Source organism: Pseudomonas sp. AU12215, from assembly GCF_001675465.2.
In the GTDB taxonomy this organism is placed as follows: Bacteria; Pseudomonadota; Gammaproteobacteria; order Pseudomonadales; family Pseudomonadaceae; genus Pseudomonas; species Pseudomonas nitroreducens.
The window spans coordinates 79,630-103,227 of sequence record NZ_MACM02000130.1 but is presented as its reverse complement, the minus strand read 5'-3'; the positions used below and the strand labels follow the sequence as shown (position 1 = coordinate 103,227).

The window sequence follows — 23,598 nt, the reverse complement described above, 5'->3', positions numbered from 1 at the left end:
CGGCCGTGCTTTTCCGATCGTCCGAGCCCATGCGTACCCTGTTCTTCCTGCTGCCGCTGCTTGCCTGTTCCCTGCCTGCCCAGGCATTCGACCAGACGACCCAGTTTCCGGTGGGGACCAGTTACGCCACCAGCCAGGTCACCAGCGCGCCCTTCGACAACAAGCTGCTGCGCGGCGCCCGCGATGACGCGGCGCTGTTCGTTGCCTCCGACGGCGCCCTGCGCGGTGCGCGCCTGGAAGCGGCCCTGCACTGGCTGCGACGGGAACACCCCGGGCTGGCGGCGAATGATCGGGAACTGGCCGAAGCCATTCTTGCCAAATAAGTTGTGAGCAGCCCTCGCTGCCCTTTCGGAGACATCCATGCGCCTCAGTTCGCTGTCCAAGAGCCCTCTGATCCTCGGTCTGCTGTTCGCCGCCTGCGCGTCCACCGCCCAGGCCCAGTCGGTGATCCGCGTGTTCAACATCACCACCAACGCCTTCGCCCGCAGCATCGATTTCACCTCGGACACCACCACGTCCGTGCGCGACATGAAGGTCGTCCGCGAAGCCCGCGACGATGCCGCCAGCTATGTCGGCAGCGATGGCGCGATCCGTGGCGCCCAGCTCGAAGCCGCCTTCAAGGTTCTGCGCGAGCAGGTGCCGCAGGCGCGCGAAGCCTCCGACCAGGACCTGGCTGAAGCCATCCTCGCTCTGTGAGACTCCGGGCTGGCCGCTGGCTGGCGGCCCTGGCACTCACCGTCGCCGCCAGCAGCCACGCCGCGCTCCGCCTGGAGCTGGATGAGGAAGGCCTGAACGCTGCGCAGCGCCAGGCCAGCCAGCAGCTGCTCGACGAGGCCCTGCACACCCTGCCGGACAGCTTCGTCGCACGCCTGGATCGCAAGGTCCAGGTGCAGTGGCGCGACGACCTGCCCAGCAACGGCATGGGTCGCACCTTGCGCCCCGGCGCCATCGCCCTGAATACCCGCTACCTTGGCCCGCTCACCGACGGCACCGCCGCCACCGAGCAGACCGGCCGCACCCATGGCACCCTGCGCCGGGAACTGCTGGCCACGCTGCTCCATGAGCTGACCCACCTCTACGACCGCGCCCGCCTCTGGGAAACCGACGAAGGCCGGGTGATCCGCCGCTGCACGATGCGCGACAAGAGCCTCGGCCGCGTTGGCGCGCCGGATGAATGCCGTGGCCAGACCGGCCGCCGCTTCACCCTCTCAGACGACCCGCGCCTGCTCGACCTTGCCGGTTGGCCGCAGTACGCCGGCAAACATGGCGAGCGCGAACAGCACAATCGCTTCCTGCTGCGCAGCCCGGACAAATACGAGCTGACCAACCCGCGCGAGTACGTCGCGGTGAACATGGAGTACTTCCTCCTCGACCGCAGCTTCGCCTGCCGCCGCCCGACGCTCTATCGTTACTACGCAGAGCGCTTCGGCGAGCGCCCGCATGACGAGTGCTCGACCCAGTACGCCTACCTGAACGCCGGCCGCGACTTCGGCCGCCAGCCGCTGGGCTATCTCGACCCGGAACGGGTCTACGAGGTCGACTACCTGATCGCCGAGGCCAACAACGAGATTGCCAGCCGCTGGGGCCACACCATGCTGCGCCTGGTGGTCTGTGCGCCGGGCCGCCCGCGCGGCCCGGCGTGCCGCCTGGACCTGGACCAGCACCTGGTGCTGTCCTACCGGGCCTTCGTCGGCGACCTGCAGCTGTCCAGCTGGGACGGCCTGACCGGCGCCTACCCCTCGCGCCTGTTCGTGTTGCCACTGTCGCAAGTGATCGAGGAGTACACCAAGGTCGAGCTGCGCAGCCTCGCCTCGATCCCGCTCAGGCTCAGCCGCGACGAGGTCAACAGCCTGGTGGAGCGCTCCGCGCAGAGCCACTGGAGCTACGACGGCAACTATTACTTCCTGTCCAACAACTGCGCGGTGGAGACGCTGAAGCTATTGCGCAGCGGCATCCAGCGCCAGAGCCTGCAGACCATGGACAGCATCACGCCCTATGGCGTCCTCGGCCTGCTGGAGAACAAGGGCATCGCCGACGCCAGCGTGCTGGACAACCCCAAGGAAGCGCTGCGCCTGGGCTATCGCTTCGACTCCTTCCGCGATCGCTACCAGGCCATGTTCGATGTGCTGAAGACGCGCATGAAGGTGCCACAGGACAAGGTCGAAGACTGGCTCGCCCTCCCCGCTGTCGAGCGCCGCCCGTGGTTCGACAAAGCCGACTTGCGCTCCAGCGCCGCCCTGCTGCTGCTCGAACAGGCGTCACTGCGCCGCCAGCTGCTGCTGGCCCAGGACGAGTTGAAGCGCTTGTACCTGAGCAACCCGGAGGCCATGAAGAGCAAGCCCGACCTCGCCGCCGCCGGCAAGACGCTGCAGCAGATCCTCGACGACAGCGGCTTCCTCAGCCGCCCTGCCGAACTCCTCGACGGCGGCTACGGCCTGCCCCAGGCGCCGGAAACGGCGACCCTGGAGAAGCAGACCCAGCAGCGCCAGCAACGCCTGCGCCAGCTCAGCGACAACCTCGATCGCGAAGTGCGCGCCCTGCTCACCCCGGAGCGCCGCGACGAGCTCGCGGCGCTGGAAGCCAACGCCAAGCAGATCGGCGCGCACCTGCGCGAACTGCACAAGGCAGCGGGCGGGCTGGAGTTGCCCTGAGACTCCGCCCATCCTACGAAGGCTTCACCTTGACGCCATCTCCGAGCACTAAAGCTTCTCCTCCCACTCCTCCTCCAGCTGCTCGTCCAGATGAATCCACGGCAGCCGGCTGTTCACCCAGATATGTCGATCCGGCACCACGGTGGCAACCTCCTCCAGCGTCGCCGTGGTGATATCCAGCGTATCCGGCGCCTGGTCGGTGAACAGGGCCAGCTGGGCACCACAGTTGCGGCAGAAGTAGCGCACGCACGGCGGCGAAGAGCGGTATTCGGCAGGCTTGCCGTGGGTCCAGCGAAAGCTCTTCAACGGCACCGTGACCCAGGTGGTGACGATGCCGCCGGTGGTGCGCCGGCAGATCGAGCAATGGCAGTGAGCGACGTCCTTCAGCTCGGCGTCGCACTCGTAGCGCAGCTGGCCGCAATGGCAGCCGCCGGCATGTACAGCACTCATCGTTGATCCTCCCAGTCAGTCGTACTCGGCCGCGTCGTGGTCGCCCAGCAGCCGGCGTTGCCGCGGTGTGCAGGCGGCGAGCACCTCAGGGTTGAAGGTCCAGTCCAGGTAGGGCGAGAACTTCTGCGCGACCATGCGCCGGCCGTAGTGCACCTGCAAAAGGTAGCGCGTGCGCTGACTCGTGTTGCGGCTGCCGGCGTGCCACAGGTCGCTGCGAAGCAGCAGGCAGTCACCGGCGCGGCACAGCACCGGTTCGGCGGCCCTGCCCTGCCACGCGCGCTCGTCCGGGCCCGGCGCGCGGCCGGTACGGTGGCTGCCGGGAATCACCCAGGTCGGGCACAGCACCTCGTCGATGTCGTCGAGGTAGATCTGCGCGGTACAGATGAACATCGGCACGTCGAAGGCGGGCAGCGCGACAGGCAGGTAATCCTGGTGCATTTCCGCACCGATGAACCCCGGATGGCAACGCCAGGCGGTCTGGCCGATGACATGGCAGTCACCGCCCAGCGCCGCCTCGGCCAGCTCGATCAGCCCGGGCGGATCGAGGTACGGCAGCCAGCGCGGCGACCGGTTGAACACACACTTGTAGTGGTCCACCAGCCCTTCGTAATCCCAGTGCAGCGGCCGCAGGCCGTCGATCAGCGTGCGCACCTCGGCGACCTGTGCCGCGTCCAGCAGGCCGCGCAACAGGACGAAGCCGTCCTCGTGCAGGGCACGCAGCGCGTTCACACCGGCGCCACGCCGCTGCCCAGCCGCGCCTGGGCACGCTCCAGCGCATCAAGGAAGGCCGCCAGCGATTCGCCGGGCTCCGCGCCCTGACGCGTGACGCAGTGGAATTCCGAGACGTAGGCCAGCTGCGCCGGACGGATCGCGCGCAACCGGCCATCGGCCACCCACTCGCCGGCATAGTGGCTCGGCAGGTAGCCGATGAAGGTGCCGCTGAACACCAGGTTGGCGATGGCCTCCATGCTGTAGGCGTTGGTCGCGCGGCTGAACACCAGGCCGTGGGGCCGCCGGCTCTCGGCCATGTAGCCGCGCCCGACATACTCGGCAGCGCAGATCTGCTCCAGCGTCGGCTCGTCGTCCTGGCGGGCGAAGAATGGATGTTCGCGGGCGCAGTAGAGGTTCTGCTCCTCGCGGAACAGGGGCTGATAGCGCAGGCCGGACAAGCGATGGTGAAAAGCGCCAATGGCCAGTTGCAGGCGCTCTTCCAGAACCGCGTTCTCCAGCTCGTCCGGGCGCTGCGTATGCAGGTTCAGGCGCACTCGCGGGTTGTCCCGGCGGAACAGCTGGATCGCCAGCGGCAGCGGCCAGCAGTGCTGGCCAAGCACGCCATCCACGCAACCCAATTGAAGGATCTCGCGGTTGCGCCCACCCAGGCCGGTGACCTGCTCACGGAAGCGCTCGATGTCGGTGAACAGGCCGAGCGCCGCGTCGTAGAGCTCCTGGCCCTCATCGGTGAGCTGGAAGCCGCTGCTGCCGCGCCGGCAGAGCGAATAGCCCAGACGCAGCTCCAGATCCCGCACCAGCACGCTCAGGCGCGACAGGCTGGTATTCAGGCGCACCTGGGCGGAGGTGAAGCCGCCTGCCTCGACAATGGTGCAGAAGGTGCGCAGCAGACGCAGGTCGATATCGGAAAGATTGCCCAGCATGGGAGTTCTCGCGGCGGCGGGCGCAGGCCTTTCGTTATAGCGCCGAGGACGCCGCCGCGTGAACCCCCACGACGCTCAGCGGCGAGCGGCCAGTGAATCGGCGAGCACGCAGAGCAGCTCGAACATCATGGTCGCGCCCACGAGCGCGGTCGCCCCGCCCTGGTCGAACGGTGGCGACACCTCCACCACGTCCGCGCCGATCAGGTTCAGGCCCTGCAGGCCGCGGATCAGGTGCTGCGCCTGCAGCGTGGTCATGCCGCCGATCTCCGGCGTGCCGGTGCCGGGCGCGAAGGCCGGGTCGAGCACATCGACGTCGAAGGTCACGTAGGTCGGCTCCTGCCCCACCACGCGACGCACCTCCGCCAGCGTCGCCTCGACGCCGAGGTCGGCGAACTCTTCCATGTGGATCACCCGGATGCCGCACTCCTGGGCAAAGGCTTCATCGTCTGCGTCGTAGATCGAGCCGCGGATACCGATCTGTACCGTACGCTTCGGATCGAGCAGCCCTTCTTCGATGGCGCGGCGGAACGGCGTGCCATGGGTGTACGGGTTGTCGCCAAAGTAACGGTCGTTGGTGTCGGAATGGGCGTCGAAGTGGACCATGCCGACGGGCCGCTCCGCGGCCAGCGCGCGGAAGATAGGCAACGTCACCAGGTGGTCGCCGCCCACCGACAACGGGATGGCGCCAGCGGCGTGAATGCGCCGGTAGAAGCCCTCGATGCGCTTGAGCGAATCGAGCAGGTCGATGGGGTTCACCGGCGCATCGCCGATGTCACCGACGCGCACCAGATCGTAGGGGGCGATGTGGCTGACGTGGTGCACCTTGCGCATCAGGCTGGACTGGTTGCGCACCTCGCGCGGGCCGTGGCGGGCGCCGGCGCGGTTGGTGGTGCCGCCGTCCCAGGGCACGCCGAGCAGCGCGATGTCCACCTGCGCCGGGTCTTCGAAGATGGGCAGGCGCATGAAACTGGGAATGCCGGCGAAGCGGGGAATTTCGGCGGCGTCCAACGGTTGGGGGAAGTCGTGGGTCACGGTTCGTCTCCTGGCTGCGAAAGGGATTCAGTCGGCCTGCGGCTGCAGGCCGATGGCAGGCTTGCCGGCGAGGCTGACCACCACGAAGGTGACCAGGCTGGCGAGCAGGCCGTAGGCGATGGGGGTATTGGCGAGGATGCCGTCGATGGCTATGAACAGGACCACCACCAGGCTGCCGACGACGATGCTGGCGATCGCCCCGCGGGCCGATGCGCGGCGCCACAGCAGCGCGCCGAGGATCGGCACCAGCAGGCCGCCCACCAGCAGGTTGTAGGCAATGCTCAGGGCGCCGATGACGTCGTTTACCAGGCATGCCAGGACCAGCATCACCACGCCCATCAGCAGGGTGAACAGGCGACTCTCGCGCAGGCCGTTGGGCGCACCGGGGCGCAGGAAGCGCGCATAGACATCCTCCTGCAGCACAGTGGCGGCGGCGAGCAGGCAGCCGGAGGCGGTGGACATGATGGCCGACAGCGCTGCCGCTACCACCAGCCCGCGCACGCCCGGCTCCAGTACCTGCCGGGTAAGCTCGGCGTAGGCGTTCTCCGGCACCGCCAGGTTGGGGATCAACACGTGGGCGGCGGCGCCGATCAGCGCGCAGGCCAGGCCGTAGAGCATGCAGTAGATACCGGCGCCGAGGCCGGCGTAGCGCACCACCTTCTCGCTGCGCGCGGTGAACACACGCTGCCAGATGTCCTGGCCGATCAGCGCGCCGAAGAAGTACAGCAGGAAGTAGGTGAGGATGGTGTCGAGGCCGATGTGGCCAAGGTCGAAGAAGCCCGCCGGCAGCACCTCCTGCATCCGCGACAGGCCGCCCGCCTCGTGGATCGACATGGGCAGCAGCACGGCGAAGATGCCGAGGGTCTTGATCACGAACTGGATGATATCGGTGAGGGTCAGCGACCACATGCCGCCGATCACCGAATAGAAGATGACGATGCCGCCGCCGCAGAGGATCGCCGGGATGCGCGGCACATCGAAGACCACCTCGGTCACCGAGCCGATGGCGATGGTCGCGGTGACCGCCACCATCAGGTCGTAGGCGACCATCACGATGCCGCCGATCAGCCGCGACGACGCCTGATAGCGCTGCTCGAGGATCTGCGTGACGGTGTAGACCTTGAGCCTGGCGATCTGCCGCGAGAACACCAGGCTGAGGACGATGATCCCCAGGCCCAGCATGAACACCAGCCACAGGCCGGACAGCCCGTAGAGATAGCCGAGCTTCACCGTACCAATGGTGGACGCGCCGCCAAGCACCACGGCAGCCATGGTGCCCAGGTACAGGCCCGGGCCGAGCCGGCGCCCGGCGACGAGGAAGTCGTTCTGGTTGCGCGCCTTGCGCATTCCGTACCAGCCCAGGGCAAGCATGCCCAGGGCGTAGACCAGCATGATCAGGTAATCGAGCAGCATCGCGGGGCTCCTGTTGTTGTTGTGTGGGCCGCCCGGCAAGCCTGATGCGCCCCGCCTCGCCAACAAATCCCCAATGCCGGAAGCCAACTTTCGCCGGCGCGAAAGTGGCGGCCTGTCCCGCGCCTGGCGCGCCCTGGCCGCGTCTGCCGAAGAAAAACCTGCTCAAGCCAAGTGCTTGATTCGTATACGTATGTTATCGTTGTAAACACTGTATACAGCGTAAACGGAGCTGTTCAAAAAGTGACCACCGTTGTTTCGTTCCGCGCCGATGACAGCCTCGTGGCGGCGCTGGACCAACTGGCCCGCGCCACCCACCGGGACCGGCCGTATCACCTGCGCCAGGCCCTGGCGCAGTACCTGGAGCGCCAGAGCTGGCACGTGGCGGCCATCGATGAAGGCGTGGCGGACGCCGATGCCGGCCACCTGCTGGAGCACGCCGCCATCGAAGGCAAGTGGGGGCTGGCATGAGCCTGCAGTGGACGCACAAGGCCGCAGCCGACCTGGACGCCATCTATGACCACTACGTCGTGCTGATCGGCCCGGAGAAGGCATTAAGGGCGATCCAGGACATCGTCGAGCAGGTCAGCCCGCTGGCGAACCTGGACCTGAGCAGCAGCGGCGTGCCGAGCGAAGTCCCCGGCGTGCGCGAACTGAGTGTCGAGCGCTGGCCGTACCAGGCCGCTTTCCGGGTAAAGGGCCGTTCTGTACAGATTTTGCGCATCGACCGTGTGGATAACCCGGGGTAAAAGTGGCCACACGGTTACAAGATGTTTCAAGGCATTGACTTTTCTTATTGATCATAAATCGATCAATAGAGCAAAGGCGTATTACTTGGTCAATCAGCAGCATTCAGGGATAAGAACGAATATTTTGTGACCAATCGGTAGTGTTCAGTCAAAATTCCTGAGCGACGTCTGGCGTTTTCCAGGCAACAAAAAACCCGGCCTTGGCCGGGTTTTTCAGTTTTTGCGCTTTTCCGCCGGGTGATTTCAGGCGGCTTGCCAGTTCACCGGCAGTTGGCCTTCTTTCCAGGCGAAACGGTCGAGGTGGCTGACTACCACGTTCTGCAGGCGCTCAAGGCCTTCGGCATCAGCGGACTCGGCTTCCATCAGCAGGGCTTGCGCGGTGGCGTGCAGGCGGCAGGTGCCGAAATCGAAGGTCAGGACGCCCCGGTCTTCGGTCAGTTCGACCGGCAGCTTGTGGGCGAAGTGGTTGCACAGGCGCTTGAGGTAGCGCGCGGCATCGGGGGTAGGGACGGTGGCACGGCTCGAAGGCATCGTTTCTCTTCTCCATTTTGGGAGATGACATCCTAGGCGCCGGCAATCAAGGGAAAAACCCGCTATTTTGCCTTTCACTCTTTAGCGGAGCTTCACAATGGACAATCTTCGCGGCATGGCGGTGTTCGCCACCGTGGTTTCGCGCGGCTCCATGGCCGCCGCGGCCGAGGCCCTCGGCATGACGCCCTCGGCGGTCAGCCAGCAGATTCGCAAGCTCGAAGCCCACGCCCAGGTCACGCTGCTGCACCGCACCACCCGCAAGCTGACGCTGACCGAAGCCGGCGAGGCCTTCTACCGCAGCTGCGCGCAGATGCTGGCGATTGCCGAGGAAGCCGAGCAGCGCCTGGGCGAGTGGCGTGAAGCGCCGGTGGGCGAGCTGCGGCTGGCGGCACCGGTGGGCTTTTCCGGCAAGTTGATCACCGAAGCGCTGCGACCGCTGCTGGAGAACCACCGGCAACTGCGCTTGCAGCTGTTCTTCCATGACGAGCAGATCGACCTGATCGAACAGCGCATCGACCTCGCCATCCGTGTCGGCAGCCTCTCCGATTCCAGCCTGGTGGCGCGCCATCTGGCGGAATGGAACAACGTCATCTGCGCAGCACCCACCTACCTTCGGCGCATCGCCGCCATCGACCATCCCCAGCAATTGCAGAACGTGGACTGGCTGGCGCTGAACACCGTGGCGCACCAGGCCTACCTGACCTTCAGCGGGCCGGGCGGAGAAACCTGCAAGCTGCGCCTGGAGGCGCGCGTCGCCGCCAACAGCATGATCGCCCTGCGCCAGTTCACCCTCGATGGCCTCGGCGTGTCCTGCCAACCGGAACCCGAAGTGCGCGAGGCACTGGAGGAGGGCAGGCTAGTGCGCCTGCTGCCGGAGTGGTCATTGCCGCCGTTCGGCATCTACGCCGTCACTCCGCGCCGCGACGCCCAGCCGGCCAAGGTCAAGGTCGCCATCGAAGCGCTGCGCCGGCACCTGGGCGGGTCCGCGACACTGCGCTTCCACGCGCCGGTGTGAGCCGCGTTACCATGGCCTTCTCGATGACCGGAGTGAACAGAACATGGCCCTGAACTGGACCTGCAAGCACCACCGCGACCTGACCAAGGAAGAGCTCTACGCCATCCTGCAACTGCGCACCGAAGTCTTCGTGGTGGAGCAGAAATGCCCGTACCAGGAAGTCGACGGCCTCGATCTGGTCGGCGACACCTGCCACCTGATGGTGGAGCAGGATGGCCAACTGATCGGCTACCTGCGCCTGCTCGATCCGCAACGCCATGACGGCGACGTGGTGATCGGGCGCGTGGTGATTGCGCCGGCCGGGCGCGGCAGCGGTCTTGGCCACCAGCTGATGGAGCAGGCGCTGCAAGCCATTGCCCAGCGCTGGGCCGGCCTGCCGATCTACCTCTCGGCCCAGGCGCACTTGCAGGGCTACTACGGTCGCTACGGCTTCGCGCCGGTGACCGAGGTCTATCTGGAAGACGACATCCCGCACATCGGCATGCGCCGCACCGCCTGACTCAGCGGGGCAGGCCGTCGCGCCAGGCACCGGGGCTGGTGCCGTACCAACGGCTGAAGGCGCGGGAAAAGCTCTGCAAGTCACCGTAGCCGAGTTGGTCGGTGATCTGTGCCAGAGACAGCTGCGGATCCTCCAGCAAGTCCAGCGCGCGGAAGCGCCGTTGCTCGTCCAGCAGTTCGCTGTAGCGCCAGCCGTGGCTGAGCAATCGCCGCGCGGCGGTGCGCTCGGTCAGATGGCGGAGCTCGCAGAATGCCTGGAAGCTCGCGCCCTGGGGCAGTTCGCGGGCAATGTAGTCGGCGGCCTCGTCCAGCAGGGTACGCTGGGTCTGGCTGCGCGCCTGGTCGAGCAGGCCGACCAGGGTGGCCTCCAGCTCGGCGTTGGGCGGCGACAGAGGGCGGCGGTACAGCTCCGGCCACAGGTGCAGCACCACCGCCTCCGAGCGCCAGCGCAGAGGCACGCGCAGCGCCTGCTGGTAGACATGCGGACTGGCCGGTTCGACGCCGGGCAAGTCGATGGCCAGCAGGGGATCGAGTGGAATGCCGCTGGCCGACAGCTTGCGCCGCAACAGGCTGCAGATACCCACCACGGTGTATTCGCTGCTCTGCCGCCCCGACAGCAGCGCACCCTGTTCGCTGAGTACCAGGGCGATCTGCCCGCGGTCCTCGCGCAACTCGGCGCGCAACGAACCGTTGAAATACGGGAAGTACTCGCAGAAGTAGGCGCAGGCCGACTCCAGGGTCGGCGCCACGTCGAACAGGTAGGTCAGGCCGTTGGTCAGGGTCGAGGCGAAGCGCTTGCCCGCCAGCAGGCCGATGGCCGATTCGCCGCTGGCCGCTTCGGCCTGGTCCCAGAAGCGCCGCGAGAGGAACAGCGGCACCCGCACCAGCGGCGTGCGCAGCTCCAGCAGCGTGCGGCGGAAGCTCGCTTCCAGCTCATCGCCCGGCACACCGCGCGCCAACAGCTCCTCGATGGCCGGCAGCAGGGTCGGCGCGTAGAAGGCGTTGGACAGGTCGGCGGGACGGGGGCTCATGGGCTCGGCAGCTCGGGATGGCGGCGCGACCGACCTTACGCATTGCGCCCGATGCCCACAAGCGCCAACGAATTCAGGCCGGGTAATGGCGCGTAAAGAAGTCCAGCAGGTAGGCATTCACCTTTTGCGGCTGCTGGTTCTGGATCCAGTGCCCGCAGTCCCCCAGCACATGCTGCTCGAGGTTCGGCACATGCTCGGGCATGCGCTGCAGGGTGTACGCCTCGAAGCGCCCGACCGGGTCGCGGTCGCCGATCAGGAACAGCGTCGGCTGCTGTACCTGGCGCCCGACCAGCGACTCGGTGCGCTGCCAGCTGCGCTCGAAGTTGCGGTACCAGTTCAACGCGCCGTGGAAGCCGCGGCCCTGGAAGGTTCGCACGTAGTACTGGAAGTCCTCGGCGCTGCACCAGCTCGGGTGCTGCGGCGGGGTCGGCAGGCCGTCGAACAGGCGGCCATCGGGGGACTGGTCGGGCGCCAGGCGCACGTTGTCACCGAGGAAGTGCCGCAGGCTGATGGCGACGTCCGCGTCCAGCTCGGCCTCGGCGCACCCCGGCTGCTGGAAGTAGAGGATGTAGAAGAATTTGCCGGCGAACACCTCGCGCATGATCTCCACGGCGGGGCGCTTGGCGCGGCCGGCGAAGGGAACCGACAGCGTGGCCAGCACCTCGACGCGCTGCGGCTCCAGCAGCGCCAGGTGCCAGGCCACCGGGGCGCCCCAGTCGTGGCCGACCATCGCTACGCGCTCGTGGCCCAGGGCATCCATCGCTCCCTGGATATCCGCGCACAGGGTCAGCACGTCATAGGCATCCACCGCGTCGGGCGCGCTAGTCTGGCCGTAGCCGCGCATCTCCGGCACGAACACGCGGTAGCCGGCGGCAGCGAGCGCGTGCATCTGGTGCTGCCAGGAATGCCAGCACTCGGGGAAGCCGTGCAGCAGCCAGACCGGCTTGCCACTCGGCGGGCCGCAGCTGTAGAGGCTGAGCTGGATGCCGTTGACCGCCAGCAGCTGGTGATCAAACTCGTTCATGGCCGGGGCTCCCGCGAAAGGTGATGACACAGGGAGAACCACTATGCCAAGTCCCGCGCACATCGCCGAAGCGCATTCATCAGCCGAATGCCGGCACCGCGTTCATCGGCGCAGCACACGGATGATCGGAAATTGTCCTGTAGCGCTGGCGGCGCGGGGCAGGGCGCTCACTAGCATCCACCGCTCGCTTTCGCGCCCAACGCGGTACCCGCCATGCTCGACCTACGCCAACTGGACCTCAACCTGCTGCTGGCCTTCGACGCCATCTACCACCAGCGCAGCATCACCCGCGCCGCCGAGGTGATGAGCCTCACCCAGCCGGCGATGAGCAACGCGCTGCGCCGCCTGCGCCTGCTCTGCGCGGACCCGCTGTTCGTCAAGACGCACCTGGGCGTGGCGCCGACGCTGGTGGCGCACCGGCTCTCCGGGCACGTCCGCGACGCCCTCGACAGCCTGCGTGACGCCCTGCACCACACACCCGCAGCACTGGCCACGACGCCCACGCGCAGCCTGCGCCTGAGCTGCCCGGACACTTTCCAGCCGCTGCTGCTCGATGCGCTGTGCGAGCAGCCGGAGCAGCACTGGCAGGTGCGCTACTACCAGAGCCGCCGCCGCGAAGCGTTGCACGAGTTGGCCACCGGCAAACTCGACCTGCTGATCGACGTCGACCAGCCGATTTCCCAGCAGAGCGGCCTGCGCAAGCTGCCTCTGCTCAGCGACCACTATGTGTTCGCCCATGGCGCGGCCTTGCAGCAGGCGCCGCGTACGCTGGAGGAATACCTGCGGGTACCGCAGATCCAGGTGTCGCAGCGCCGCGATGGGCTTGCGCCGGTGGACCTGGAGCTGGGCCTGCGTGGCCAGCGCCGGAGCATCGCGGTGAGCGTGCAGAGCGCACTGGCCGCACGCCTGATCGCCGACCGCCAGCCCTTCGGCCTGACCCTGCCCAGCCGCGTCGCCGAGCTGTTGGGGCTGCAGCAGAGCCCGCTGCCGCTGGAGCAGCCGCTGTGCCTGGAGTTGTGTCTCTATGTGGAAAGCCGCTACCGCTTCGAGCACGCGATGCAGCGGGCCCTGACCGGTATCCAGCAGGCGTTCGCCGGCCTGCGGAAACCGCCACGGCAACGCATCGCCCTGGAGCGCTAGGCGAGCGTTCCCAGGCATGCGACCGGTGGCTAAGCTTGTGGCCAACGGATGCCATCGACAGCGGGAACCCCATGAAGCGAATCCCTACCGCCAGCCTGTGCCCCGAACTCGACGCGATCCTTCGCGCGGAGCTGAGTGCCGGCAACCAATTGGGCGAAGGGCCGGTGCGCACCGACTGGCCGCAGCCCGGTTCGATCTACGCCGCATTGCGCGACAGCCTCCGCGTTCCACTGGGCGAGTTGACCGGCCCGGTGAAGCATTCGATCTGCCACGATCCACATTACGGCTGGCATGACGAGTGTTTCTGCGAGCAGCATGGCGACCTGCTGGTGGCCGGCAGCACGCAACATCCCTGAGGTTTCAGCAGAGGCCGGCGCCGCTGCGCCCCATCAACCCGCATGACTTCCGCGCGGCAAGCGCCGATCGGCCGCGAAGATCGCCTCGATCATCGCCTGCGCCGCCGGCGACAAGCCGTAGCCCGCGCGGCTGACGATGCCGTAGTGCAGGCGCAGCTCGGGGCGGTCCTGGGGCACGTCGACGATCTGCAGGATCGCCACCTCGCCGCGCTGCACCGGATCGTGCAGGGCCTCCACCGCGGCGAGGCCCACCGCATCGGAACGCGCGACGATATGCAGGATCGCGGCGAACTGCGCGCACTCGACGTTCATGTGGAAGTCACGCTCGCCGAGCACCTCGGCCAACACCTTGCGCAGCGGCGGCGGGATACGCGTACCGACGCGCGGGTAATCGAGCAGGGCGGCCAGGCGCAGCGTGCCCTGCCCGGTCAGCGGGTGCCCCGGCCGGCAGAAGAAGCGCCCCGGGCGCAGGTCCATCCAGCGCACCTGGTAGTCGGGGTCGCCGGCGAAATTGCGCGCATCGCCGATGAAGAATTCCACCTGCTCTTCCTTGAGCAACTGGGCCATCTGCTCCCAGTCGCCCATCAGGAAGCCGACATCGATGGCCGGGTGTGCGCGGATGAAATCCGCCATCGCCTCCGGCACCAGCAACTGGGCGGGGTAGGGACCGCAGCCGAAGCGCAGTTCGCCGGCATTGAGGCCGTTGTACTGCTCCAGTTCGTTGCGCAGCGAACGGGTGCCACTGAGCAGGCGACGGGCGTGCTGCAGCACCAGCTGACCCTGGCCGGTGAGGCGGAAGTCGCGACTCTGGCGGTCCACCAGCTCGCAGTCGAGATCACGCTCCAGGGTCTGGATGCTGCGGCTCAGCGCCGACTGGCTGAGGCCGATGGCATCGGCGGCGCGCTGGAAGTTCTGGAAGTCGGCGAGGGCGGCCAGGTGGCGAAGCTGTCGGAGTTCCATCATGCATCCTGCGCATCAAAGTGTTGAGTCGAATGAATTTGATGGATAACAGAGCGAGCTGATCTAGTAAACCGGTCGCTGAACCGGTAACCCGCCATGTCGCCCCTGCTCTTCGCTTCCAGTGCCTTCGCCAGCACCATCCTGCTGCACGCCGCCCGCCTCGGGCTCAGCGCCGTCGACCTGCGTCTGCGCGCCGGCATCGCCGAGGCGCTGCTGGAGGATCACCGCGGGCGCATTCCAGCGCTGCAGGTGGAACAGCTGTGGCGCGAGTGCGAGCGCGCCAGCGGCAATCCGCACTTCGGCTGCGAGCTGGTCAACGGCATGGCGACCCATTGCCTGCAGGGGCTGAATATCCTGCTGGATTCCGCGCCGGACCTGGGCACCAGCCTGCGCGCGTTCTGCGAGCACGTGCCGTCGGTGACCAATTGCGTGGACGCACGGTTGGAGTTCGATGGCGAGAACACTCGCCTGGTCCTCGATCCGGTCACCCAGAACCTGCACCACTTCGGCCTCGACGCCGCCGTGCTCACCTTGATCCGCAATATCTCGCGGCGGATCGGCCGCTCGCCACAGGGCGTGTTCAACGCCGTGGGGATCGGCCCGCGGCAGCGCTGCGAGGAAATGCTGACGCTCTGGAATGTGCCGTGGCAGGTCACGCCGACGCCATTCCTGCAACTGCCCACTGCGCTGCTGGACACGCCGCTGCCGGGCGCCAACGAGTTCCTCTACCAGAGCCTGCGCCGCCAATGGTGCGGCACCGCGCAGACCGGGGAGGGCGATGGCCTGAGCCTGGCGCGCATTTGGCTGCGTTCGTCCGACCAGCCCATCGAACGCATCGCCGAACGCATCGGCTACCGCCAGAGCGGCAACTTCATCCGCGCCTTCCGCAAGCGCTTCGGCATCACGCCCAAGCAGTTCCGTCTGGGCCAGTCGATCGGCGCATGATCGAAATTTGTCGCTCCCGGCTTGTGGCGGAAAGGGCCGCCGCCGTCATGGTGCTCCCGCGGTACCTCATACCCGGAGCCCATAATGACAAGAATCCATCCGGCCGCCGTTCCCCCCGTCTGCCGGGGGCGGCGCCCACGCAGCTTTGCCCAACCTCTCCTGCTGAGCCTCGCGGTGACCGGCGCCAGCCACGCGCAGGCCACCACCTTCGAGCTGAACGACGACTGGAGCCTGTCCACCAAGACCACCCTGAGCCTGGGCGCCAGCTGGTCGGCGCAGGCCCCGGACCGGCACCTGATGACCCACGCCAACGCGGTGCAGGCGCAGCACATCAATAACGCCGACGGCACCAGCGTCAGCGCCGACGACAACCGCCTGAACTTCAAGAAGGGCGACCCGATCTCGCAGATGTTCAAGGGCCTCACCGACTTCAGCCTGGATGGCCAGGGGCAGGGCGCGTTCATCCGCTTCAAGTACTGGTACGACAACGCCTACGAAACCGGCGACGGGCGCTTCAAGGACTTCGACGACAGCGGCTGGCCGACCCTGGCGCGCTACCACGGCTTCGATACCCTCGATGCCTACGTGTGGAAGGACTTCGACGTCGACGAGCATCCGCTGAACCTCAAGCTCGGCAAGCAGGTGCTGTCCTGGGGCGAGGCGATCCTGATCCAGAACGGCATCAACGTGATCAACCCGCTGGACTACAGCGCCTTCAACAAGCCCGGCGTGGACATCAAGGAAGGCCAGCTGCCGGTGGAGATGCTCTCGTTCAACCTCGGCCTGACCGACAAGGTCAACCTAGAAGGCTTCTACCAGTACAACTGGCGACCCAGCGTGCTGGACGGTTGCGGCACCTTCTTCGCCACCAGCGACGCCATCCAGCCCGGCTGCGGGCCGCTGTACCTGAGCCAGACGCAGACCGACGCGCAGATGCAGGCCGCCGGCCTGTACGCCGCCCACGGCGACGACCAGGACCCTTCCGACCAGGGCCAGTGGGGTGTCGCGCTGCGCACGCTGATCAGCTCACTGAACGACGCCGAGGCAGCCTTCTACTACGTCAACTACCACGCCCGCCTGCCGTACCTGGAACTGACCGCACGCGACGCCAGCAAGCCCGGCAACTTCCCCATCGGCCGCGTGCAGGGCCCGGTGTACGCCGCTGCGTTCCCGGAGAACATCCATCTCTATGGCCTGAGCATCAACGGCGCGCTGCCCGGCTGGGGCACCTCGCTGGGCGCGGAACTGAGCTATCGGCCGAACATGCCGGTGGCCATGAACGGCCCGGACATGAACGTGGCGATGATCACCGGGCCATCCGGCAGTTCGGCCATCGAAGGTATTCCGGCCAGCGCCACCACCACCGGCCAGAGCCTGGACGGCTGGGTGCGCAAGCCGGTGTGGCAGATGACGGCCTCGGCCACCCAGATCATCGACAACGTGCTCGGCGCCACGCGCCTGACCCTGCTGGGCGAGGCCGGCGTGGTGCATGTCGGCGACCTGGGCGACGAACGCCTGGGGCGCAACGCCGCCTTCGGCCGCAGCGCGCGCCTGGACGGCGCCGCCTGCAACGCGCCGAGCACCGGCGTGACCAACCGCTACTGCACCGACGACGGCTTCACCACGCCCTGGTCCTGGGGCTATCGCCTGCGCGCCGGCCTGGAATACAGCGATGTGCTGCCGGGCGTGAACATGCTGCCCAGCCTGAACTTCCGCCATGACGTGGAGGGCTACTCCTACGATCCGGGCGGCCCGTTCCAGGAAGGGCAGATGGCGGCCGGCCTCTCCCTGGCCTTCAACTACCTCAACGATTACAGCCTGGAGTTCGGCTACAACGCCTTCTTCGGCAACAACCAGTACAGCACGCTCGACGACCGCGACTTCTACAGCGTCAGCGCCAAGGTCGACTTCTGAGGAACCTGCCGATGCAACTCATGCGAATCACCGCCCTGGCGCTGGCCATGGGCCTGGCCGTTGGCGCCCACGCCGACACCGTTGCCGACCTGGGCGGCAAACTCACCCCGGTGGGCGCCGAGAAGGCCGCCAACGCCGACGGCAGCATCCCCGCCTGGGACGGCGGCCTGGCGCCCAACGCCGGGCAGGTCGACGCCAAGGGCGGCTACGCCAACCCCTACGCTGCCGAGAAGCCGCTGTTCACCATCACTCCGGCCAACGCCGCGCAGTACAGCCAGTGGCTCAGCCCCGGCGAGCAGGCGATGCTCAAGCGCTACCCCAACACCTACAGGATCAACGTCTACCCGAGCCACCGCAGCGCCCGGCTGCCTGACGAGATCAACGCCGAAACCCGCAGGAACGCCGAGCAGAGCAAGCTCGCCGATGGCGGCAACGGCGTGCTGAATTACCACCGGGGCGTCCCGTTCCCGCTGCCCAGGGAGGGCGTCGAGGCGATCTGGAACCACATCACCCGCTACCGCGGCGGCAGCATCGAGCGCACCTTCAGCTCGGCCAACGTGAAGGAGAACGGCGTCTACAGCCTGGTGCGCTCGCAGACCGAGATGAACTACGCCCAGACGATTTCCGACCTGCCGGCCGACGCCAACATCCTCTACCTGTTCAAGACCCGCGTGCTGGAACCGGCGCGGTTGTCCGGCGAAGCCGTGCTGTCCCACGAGCCGATGGACCAGGTCGCCGAACCGCGCGCCGCCTGGCAGTACATTCCCGGCCAGCGCCGCGTGCGTCGCGCCCCGCTGATCGCCTACGACAACAGCGCGCGCTACAGCGACGGCATGATCACCGCCGACAGCCTCGACGGCTTCAACGGCGCACCGGATCGCTACGACTGGAAGCTGGTGGGCAAGCAGGAACTGTTCGTGCCCTACAACAGCTTCCGCCTGTACGACCGCTCGGTGAAGTACGCCGACATCCTCAAGACCAACCACCTCAACCCGGACCTGGCGCGCTTCGAGAAACACCGTGTGTGGGTCGTCGAAGCCACCCTCAAGCCCGGCGCGCGGCACATCTACAGCAAGCGCCGCTATTACCTCGACGAGGACAGCTGGAACATCGTCCTCGGCGAGTTCTACGACAGCCGTGGCGAGCTGTGGCGCAACTACCAGTCCCATGCCATGCCGTACTACGACCAGCAGTTCACCTACGAGGCGCTGGCGGGAGCCTTCGACCTGATCAGCGGGCGCTACTTCGTCAATGGCCTGATGAACGAGGAGAACAGCGGGCTGAAGACCGGGCAGACGGCGAAGATGAGCGACTACACGCCGTCCGACCTGAGGCGCTGGGCGAAGTAAGAATTCCGCTCCTTTGTCCCGGCTGGGCGTAGCCGGGGCGGTTGCGCCCTCTCCGTATTACGGAGAGGGCGTTTTTGCTTTTCGGCGGGATGCTGCTGGGCTGCCCGGCGCAAGTGCATTCCCTCACCCTAACCCTCTCCCAGGGGAGAGGGGACTGTCCTGCGCAAGCTGGAAGTCCCGCGCTCGCCGGCTGACTCAGCAACATCCCCAAAGCGCCGAACGGCCCCCTCTCCCGGGGGAGAGGGCTGGGGTGAGGGCGCTTCTGGCCTTCCTACAGCACCAACCCGAAGCGAACCTCACTGGGCACCCTTGGCACAGGCAGTTCGCGAGCAAGCGCCAGGCGCCCTCGCTCCTACAAGCGAACCGGACTCCCTCCCTATCGACAAGTAAAAATCAGCATCGTATTCTGCACAGCGAAACATGATTCCGTAAAACAAAAGAAAGACGGAGCACAGCATGTCAGAAGCGGTACAGCTCGAACGCCGGGGTGACATCGCCCTGGTGACGGTCGACAACCCACCGGTGAACGCCCTCGGACACGCCGTCCGCGCCGGGCTGCTCGCCGCCTTCCAGCAGGCCGAGGCCGATCCGCAGGTGCGCGCGGTGGTGCTGGTCTGTTCCGGGCGCACCTTCATGGCCGGCGCCGATATCCGCGAGTTCGGCAAACCGCCGCAGGCGCCTTCGCTGCCGGAAGTGGTCGAGGTCATCGAAGGCTCGACCAAGCCCAGCGTCGCCGTGATCCACGGCACAGCCCTGGGCGGCGGCCTGGAAGTGGCGCTGTCCTGCCATTACCGCATCGCCCGCCGCGATGCCCAGGTCGGCCTGCCGGAAGTGAAGCTCGGCCTGCTCCCCGGCGCCGGCGGCACCCAGCGCCTGCCGCGCCTGGCCGGCGTGGAAAAGGCCCTCGACATGATCGTCAGCGGCGCGCCGATCCGCGCGCCGGAAGCCCTCGAATTCAACGTCGTCGACGAACTGTTCGACGCTGACCTGAGCGAAGCCGGCCTCGTCTTCGCCCAGCGCCTGCTGGCGGACGGCAAGGGCCCGCGCCGCACCGGCGAGCGCAACGAGCGCGTGCAGGAAAGCGGCCTCGCCGAGCTGATCGCCCACAAGCGCGGCGAGGTGCAGAAGCGCCTGCCCGGCCAGTTTTCCCCGCAGCGCTGCATCGACGCCGTCGAAGCCGCCACCCAATTACCGCTGCGCGAAGGTCTCGCCCGCGAGCGCGCGCTGTTCCAGCAATGCATGGAGTCGCCACAGCGCGCCGCGCAGATCCATGCCTTCTTCGCCGAGCGCGAAGCGGCCAAGGTCGAGGGCCTGGGCGCCGACGTCCAGCCGCGCGAGGTGCGCCGCGCCGCCGTGATCGGCGGCGGCACCATGGGCGTGGGCATCGTCCTGTGCTTCGCCAACGCCGGCATCCCGGTGCAGCTGCTGGAAGTGAACGACGTAGCCCTGCAACGCGGCCTCGACCGCGCCCGCAGCCTGTACGCCGCCAGCGTGGCGCGCGGCAGCCTGGGCGCCGAGGAGATGGAGCGGCGCATGGGCCTGATCAGTGGCGTACTCGATTACGCCGCGCTGGGTGACGTGGACCTGGTGGTCGAAGCCGTGTTCGAAAGCCTGGACGTGAAGCGCCAGGTCTTCGAGCAACTGGACACCGTGTGCAAACCCGGCGCGATCCTCGCCAGCAATACCTCCTCGCTGGACCTCGACGAAATCGCCGCCTTCACCAAGCGGCCGCAGGACGTGGTCGGCCTGCACTTCTTCAGCCCGGCCAACGTCATGCGCCTGCTCGAAGTGGTACGCGGCAAGGCGACGTCGGACGCCGTGCTGGCCACCGCCATGCAGCTGGGCAAGCGCCTGAAGAAGGTCTCGGTGGTGGTCGGCGTGTGCGACGGCTTCGTCGGCAACCGCATGATCTTCCAGTACGGCCGCCAGGCCGAGTTCCTGCTGGAGGAGGGCGCCACACCCGCGCAGGTGGACCGTGCGCTGCGCACCTTCGGCATGGCCATGGGGCCGCTGGCGGTGCGCGATCTGTCCGGCCTGGACATCAGCCATGCGATCCGCTCGCGCCAGCGACCGAACCTGAAACCCGGCCAGACCCTGCCCACCGTACTCGACCACCTGATCGCCGCCGGCATGCTCGGGCAGAAGACCGGCACCGGCTTCTACCAGTACGGCGAGGGCGGCCGCCCCCCACAGGACAACCCGGCGTTGCCGGCCATGCTGGAGCAGGCCGCGGCCGACCGTGGCATCAGCCGTGGGCCGGTGAGCGACGAGGAAATCGTCGAGCGCTGCCTCTACGCGCTGATCAACGAGGCGGCGAACATCCTCGACGAAGGCATCGCCCAGCGCGCCAGCGACGTCGACGTGATCTTCCTCAACGGCTACGGCTTCCCCGCCTGGCGTGGCGGCCCGCTGTTCCATGCCGACAGCGTCGGCCTTGCCCACGTGCTCGAACGAATCCGCGAGTTCCACCAGCGCCTTGGCGCCTGGTGGCAACCCGCGCCGCTACTCGAACGCCTGGTGGCCGAAGGCCGCCGCTTCGCCGATCTCTGAGGACCCGCCATGGACATCCATTTCACCCCCGACGAACTGGCCTTCCGCGACGAAGTCCGCGCCTTCCTCGAAACCAAATTGCCCCAGGACATCGCCACCAAGGTGCGCCTGGGCAAGCACCTGAACAAGGGCGACCACCAGCGCTGGCAGCGCGTGCTGACCGAGCAGGGCTGGTACGCCACGCACTGGCCCGAGGAGTACGGCGGCACCGGCTGGAACGCCGTGCAGAAGCACATCTTCGAAGAAGAATGCGCCGCGTTCGGCGCACCGCGCACCGTGCCGTTCGGCGTCAACATGGTCGCCCCGGTGATCATCAGGTTCGGCACGCCCGAGCAGCAGGCGCACTACCTGCCGCGCATCCTCGACGGCACCGACTGGTGGTGCCAGGGCTACTCCGAACCGGGCGCCGGCTCCGACCTCGCCTCGCTGAAGACCCGCGCGGTGCGCGACGGCGATCACTACGTGGTGAACGGCCAGAAGACCTGGACCACCCTCGGCCAGCACGCCGACTGGATCTTCTGCCTGGTGCGCACCGACCCGGAGGCGCAGCAGCAGCGCGGCATCAGCTTCCTGCTGATCGACATGCAGACACCGGGCATCACCGTGCGGCCGATCATCACCCTGGACGGCGAGCACGAGGTCAACGAGGTCTTCTTCGACAACGTGCGCGTGCCGGTGGAAAACCTCGTCGGTCGCGAGAACGAAGGCTGGACCTGCGCCAAGTACCTGCTCACCTACGAGCGCACCGGGCTCGCCGGTATCGGCGCGTCCAAGGCGGTGCTCGCACACCTCAAGCGCGTGGCCAGCCGCGAGCTGTGCGACGGCAAGCCGATGCTCGAAGACCCGCTGTTCCGCGCCCAGGTGGCGGAGGTGGAAATGCAGCTGATGGCCATCGAGATGAGCACCCTGCGCATCCTCGCCGCCGCCCGCGAAGGCGGCGTACCGGGGGCGGAAAGCTCGATCCTGAAAGTGAAGGGCACCGAGATCCGCCAGGCGATCAGCCACCTGCTGCGCAAGGTGCTCGGCCCCTACGCGCTGCCCTTCATCGAAGACGAATTCGAGCTGGGCGCAGAGCCGCTGCACGCGGACTATTCGGCCGCGCCCGCCAGCCAGTACTTCAACCTGCGCAAGCTGTCGATCTTCGGCGGCTCCAACGAAATCCAGAAGAACATCGTCTCCAAGATGATTCTCGAACTGTGAGGCACCGAGCATGGACTTCAAACTGAGCGAAGAGCAGCAGATGCTGCAGGACACCGCGGCGCGCCTGGTGCGCGACGCCTATCCGTTCGACAAGCGCGAGGGTTTCAGCCGGAGCGAGCGGGGCTACAGCGTCGAGTTCTGGCGCCAGCTCGGCGAGCTGGGGCTGACCTCGGTGTCGCTGCCGGAAAGCCACGGCGGCTTCGGCGGCGGTGTGGGGAGCATGCTGGTGCTCACCGAACTGGGGCGCGGCCTGTGCCTGGAGCCGTACCTGCAATCGGTGGTGCATGCCGGCGGCCTGATCGCCCAGTTGGGCAATGACGCGCAGAAGGACCATTGGTTGCCGCGCATCGCCAGCGCAGAGGCGCAATTGGCCGTCGCGCTGGAAGAGCCGCAAAGCCATTACCAGCTGCACGACGTGCAGACCCGCGCGGAACAGGCCGACGATAGCTGGAAACTGAGCGGCCGCAAGGCGGTGGTGGTCGGCGGGCAGAGCGCCACGGCGATCCTCGTGTCGGCGCGGGTGTCCGGCAATGCGCGGGACGAGGCGGGCATCGGCCTGTTCCTGGTCGACCCGCAGCAGGCCGGCGTCAGCCGCCGCGAGTACCCAACCGTGGATGGCCAGCGCGCCTGCGAGCTGTTCCTCGATGGCGCCCTCGGCGAAGCCCTCGGCACGCCGGGTGACGCGCTAGCGGCGCTGCGTTACCAGCAGGGCCGCGCCATCGCCGGGCAATGCGCCGAAGCCCTCGGCAGCCTGCAGGAAGCCTGCGCGCTGACCCTGGACTACCTGAAGACGCGCAAGCAGTTCGGCATCCCCATCGGCAAGTTCCAAGTGCTGCAGCACCGCATGGTGGACATGCGCAGCGAGCTGGAACAGGCCACCAGCATGGCCATCCTCGCCGCCTGCGTGGCCGATCAACCCGACAGCGCCGAGCGCAGCCGCACCCTGGCGGCGGCCAAGTTCATCGTCACCCGCGCCGCGCGCTACGTCGCCGAGCAGGCGATCCAGCTGCACGGTGGCATCGGCATGACCTGGGAATACGTCCTCGCGCACCACGCCAAGCGGCTGGTGATGCTCAGCCACCAGTTGGGTGACGATGATCATCACCTGAAGGTGTATGCGGGGTTGATGGAGGTGGCGTGA

24 protein-coding genes are annotated in these 23,598 nt (G+C 67.3%); 15 read left to right on the top strand and 9 right to left on the bottom strand.

Translation table 11 applies throughout. The features are described 5' to 3' along the window. Positions 1-29 precede the first annotated feature (29 nt). The 3 genes from A9513_RS17455 to A9513_RS17445 are packed head-to-tail and all read left to right on the top strand — an operon-like array spanning position 30 to position 2,651. The gene (locus A9513_RS17455) at positions 30-323 is read left to right on the top strand and encodes a DUF2388 domain-containing protein (RefSeq protein WP_024763705.1); all 294 of its coding nucleotides are present in this window, start codon (positions 30-32) and stop codon (positions 321-323) included. A gap of 37 nt (positions 324-360) precedes the next feature. Continuing rightward, positions 361-696 carry a DUF2388 domain-containing protein gene (locus tag A9513_RS17450; RefSeq protein ID WP_065327712.1) on the top strand — a complete coding sequence of 112 codons (336 nt, stop codon included), beginning with the start codon at positions 361-363 and terminating at the stop codon, positions 694-696. Beyond that, positions 693-2,651, top strand: coding sequence for a DUF4105 domain-containing protein (locus A9513_RS17445; protein WP_065327711.1), 1,959 nt, complete (start codon positions 693-695; stop codon positions 2,649-2,651). The genes A9513_RS17450 and A9513_RS17445 overlap by 4 nt, the downstream gene beginning before the upstream one ends. A gap of 48 nt (positions 2,652-2,699) precedes the next feature. Here A9513_RS17445 and A9513_RS17440 read toward each other — a convergent pair whose 3' ends face one another. From A9513_RS17440 to A9513_RS17420, 5 genes are all read right to left on the bottom strand, one after another. Next, the gene (locus tag A9513_RS17440; protein ID WP_024763702.1) at positions 2,700-3,101 is read right to left on the bottom strand and encodes a GFA family protein; all 402 of its coding nucleotides are present in this window, start codon (positions 3,099-3,101) and stop codon (positions 2,700-2,702) included. 15 nt (positions 3,102-3,116) lie between these two features. Beyond that, on the bottom strand, positions 3,117-3,830 hold the full coding sequence (locus A9513_RS17435) for a phytanoyl-CoA dioxygenase family protein (RefSeq protein WP_065327710.1): 714 nt from the start codon (positions 3,828-3,830) through the stop codon (positions 3,117-3,119). Further along, the gene (locus tag A9513_RS17430) at positions 3,827-4,753 is read right to left on the bottom strand and encodes a LysR family transcriptional regulator (RefSeq protein WP_037011732.1); all 927 of its coding nucleotides are present in this window, start codon (positions 4,751-4,753) and stop codon (positions 3,827-3,829) included. The genes A9513_RS17435 and A9513_RS17430 overlap by 4 nt, the downstream gene beginning before the upstream one ends. 75 nt (positions 4,754-4,828) lie before the next feature. After that, on the bottom strand, positions 4,829-5,785 hold the full coding sequence (speB, locus tag A9513_RS17425; RefSeq protein ID WP_024763699.1) for an agmatinase: 957 nt from the start codon (positions 5,783-5,785) through the stop codon (positions 4,829-4,831). Positions 5,786-5,812: 27 nt separating this feature from the next. Further along, complete coding sequence (locus A9513_RS17420; protein WP_065327709.1) at positions 5,813-7,198, bottom strand: sodium:solute symporter; 1,386 nt, start codon at positions 7,196-7,198, stop codon at positions 5,813-5,815. Positions 7,199-7,438: 240 nt separating this feature from the next. Between A9513_RS17420 and A9513_RS17415 the strand changes: the two genes are divergently transcribed. Next, entirely contained in the window at positions 7,439-7,666 is a 228-nt protein-coding gene (locus A9513_RS17415; protein ID WP_024763698.1) for a CopG family ribbon-helix-helix protein, read from the top strand. Then, on the top strand, positions 7,663-7,944 hold the full coding sequence (locus tag A9513_RS17410; protein WP_024763697.1) for a type II toxin-antitoxin system RelE/ParE family toxin: 282 nt from the start codon (positions 7,663-7,665) through the stop codon (positions 7,942-7,944). The genes A9513_RS17415 and A9513_RS17410 overlap by 4 nt, the downstream gene beginning before the upstream one ends. A 243-nt stretch (positions 7,945-8,187) precedes the next feature. Here A9513_RS17410 and A9513_RS17405 read toward each other — a convergent pair whose 3' ends face one another. Further along, on the bottom strand, positions 8,188-8,475 hold the full coding sequence (locus A9513_RS17405) for a DUF2218 domain-containing protein (protein ID WP_024763696.1): 288 nt from the start codon (positions 8,473-8,475) through the stop codon (positions 8,188-8,190). Positions 8,476-8,572: 97 nt separating this feature from the next. On the opposite strand from A9513_RS17405, the gene A9513_RS17400 reads away from it, so the two are divergent. After that, entirely contained in the window at positions 8,573-9,490 is a 918-nt protein-coding gene (locus A9513_RS17400; RefSeq protein WP_024763695.1) for a LysR family transcriptional regulator, read from the top strand. 43 nt (positions 9,491-9,533) lie between these two features. Then, positions 9,534-9,989 carry a GNAT family N-acetyltransferase gene (locus tag A9513_RS17395; RefSeq protein WP_024763694.1) on the top strand — a complete coding sequence of 152 codons (456 nt, stop codon included), beginning with the start codon at positions 9,534-9,536 and terminating at the stop codon, positions 9,987-9,989. A 1-nt stretch (position 9,990) separates the two neighbouring features. On the opposite strand, the gene A9513_RS17390 is transcribed toward A9513_RS17395, so the two are convergent. Further along, positions 9,991-11,019, bottom strand: a complete 1,029-nt coding sequence (locus A9513_RS17390; RefSeq protein WP_065327708.1) for an AraC family transcriptional regulator — start codon at positions 11,017-11,019, stop codon at positions 9,991-9,993. A gap of 73 nt (positions 11,020-11,092) precedes the next feature. Then, on the bottom strand, positions 11,093-12,043 hold the full coding sequence (locus A9513_RS17385) for an alpha/beta fold hydrolase (RefSeq protein ID WP_065327707.1): 951 nt from the start codon (positions 12,041-12,043) through the stop codon (positions 11,093-11,095). A gap of 213 nt (positions 12,044-12,256) precedes the next feature. Between A9513_RS17385 and A9513_RS17380 the strand changes: the two genes are divergently transcribed. Further along, on the top strand, positions 12,257-13,183 hold the full coding sequence (locus A9513_RS17380; protein ID WP_065327706.1) for a LysR family transcriptional regulator: 927 nt from the start codon (positions 12,257-12,259) through the stop codon (positions 13,181-13,183). A 71-nt stretch (positions 13,184-13,254) separates the two neighbouring features. Then, the gene (locus tag A9513_RS17375; protein WP_065327705.1) at positions 13,255-13,539 is read left to right on the top strand and encodes a hypothetical protein; all 285 of its coding nucleotides are present in this window, start codon (positions 13,255-13,257) and stop codon (positions 13,537-13,539) included. A 33-nt stretch (positions 13,540-13,572) separates the two neighbouring features. Here A9513_RS17375 and A9513_RS17370 read toward each other — a convergent pair whose 3' ends face one another. Continuing rightward, the gene (locus A9513_RS17370; RefSeq protein WP_255302872.1) at positions 13,573-14,502 is read right to left on the bottom strand and encodes a LysR family transcriptional regulator; all 930 of its coding nucleotides are present in this window, start codon (positions 14,500-14,502) and stop codon (positions 13,573-13,575) included. Between the two features lie 93 nt (positions 14,503-14,595). Here A9513_RS17370 and A9513_RS17365 point away from each other — a divergent pair, with 93 nt between their 5' ends. From A9513_RS17365 to A9513_RS17340, 6 genes are all read left to right on the top strand, one after another. Then, complete coding sequence (locus A9513_RS17365; RefSeq protein WP_065327703.1) at positions 14,596-15,444, top strand: AraC family transcriptional regulator; 849 nt, start codon at positions 14,596-14,598, stop codon at positions 15,442-15,444. 84 nt (positions 15,445-15,528) lie between these two features. Then, on the top strand, positions 15,529-17,358 hold the full coding sequence (locus A9513_RS17360; RefSeq protein ID WP_065327702.1) for a DUF1302 domain-containing protein: 1,830 nt from the start codon (positions 15,529-15,531) through the stop codon (positions 17,356-17,358). An 11-nt stretch (positions 17,359-17,369) separates the two neighbouring features. Further along, complete coding sequence (locus A9513_RS17355; protein ID WP_083196156.1) at positions 17,370-18,707, top strand: DUF1329 domain-containing protein; 1,338 nt, start codon at positions 17,370-17,372, stop codon at positions 18,705-18,707. A gap of 456 nt (positions 18,708-19,163) precedes the next feature. Continuing rightward, positions 19,164-21,257, top strand: a complete 2,094-nt coding sequence (locus A9513_RS17350; protein WP_065327701.1) for a 3-hydroxyacyl-CoA dehydrogenase NAD-binding domain-containing protein — start codon at positions 19,164-19,166, stop codon at positions 21,255-21,257. 9 nt (positions 21,258-21,266) lie between these two features. Then, positions 21,267-22,457: an acyl-CoA dehydrogenase family protein gene (locus tag A9513_RS17345; protein ID WP_065327700.1), complete on the top strand. Its 1,191-nt coding sequence runs from the start codon at positions 21,267-21,269 to the stop codon at positions 22,455-22,457. A 10-nt stretch (positions 22,458-22,467) separates the two neighbouring features. Beyond that, entirely contained in the window at positions 22,468-23,598 is a 1,131-nt protein-coding gene (locus tag A9513_RS17340) for an acyl-CoA dehydrogenase family protein (protein WP_065327699.1), read from the top strand.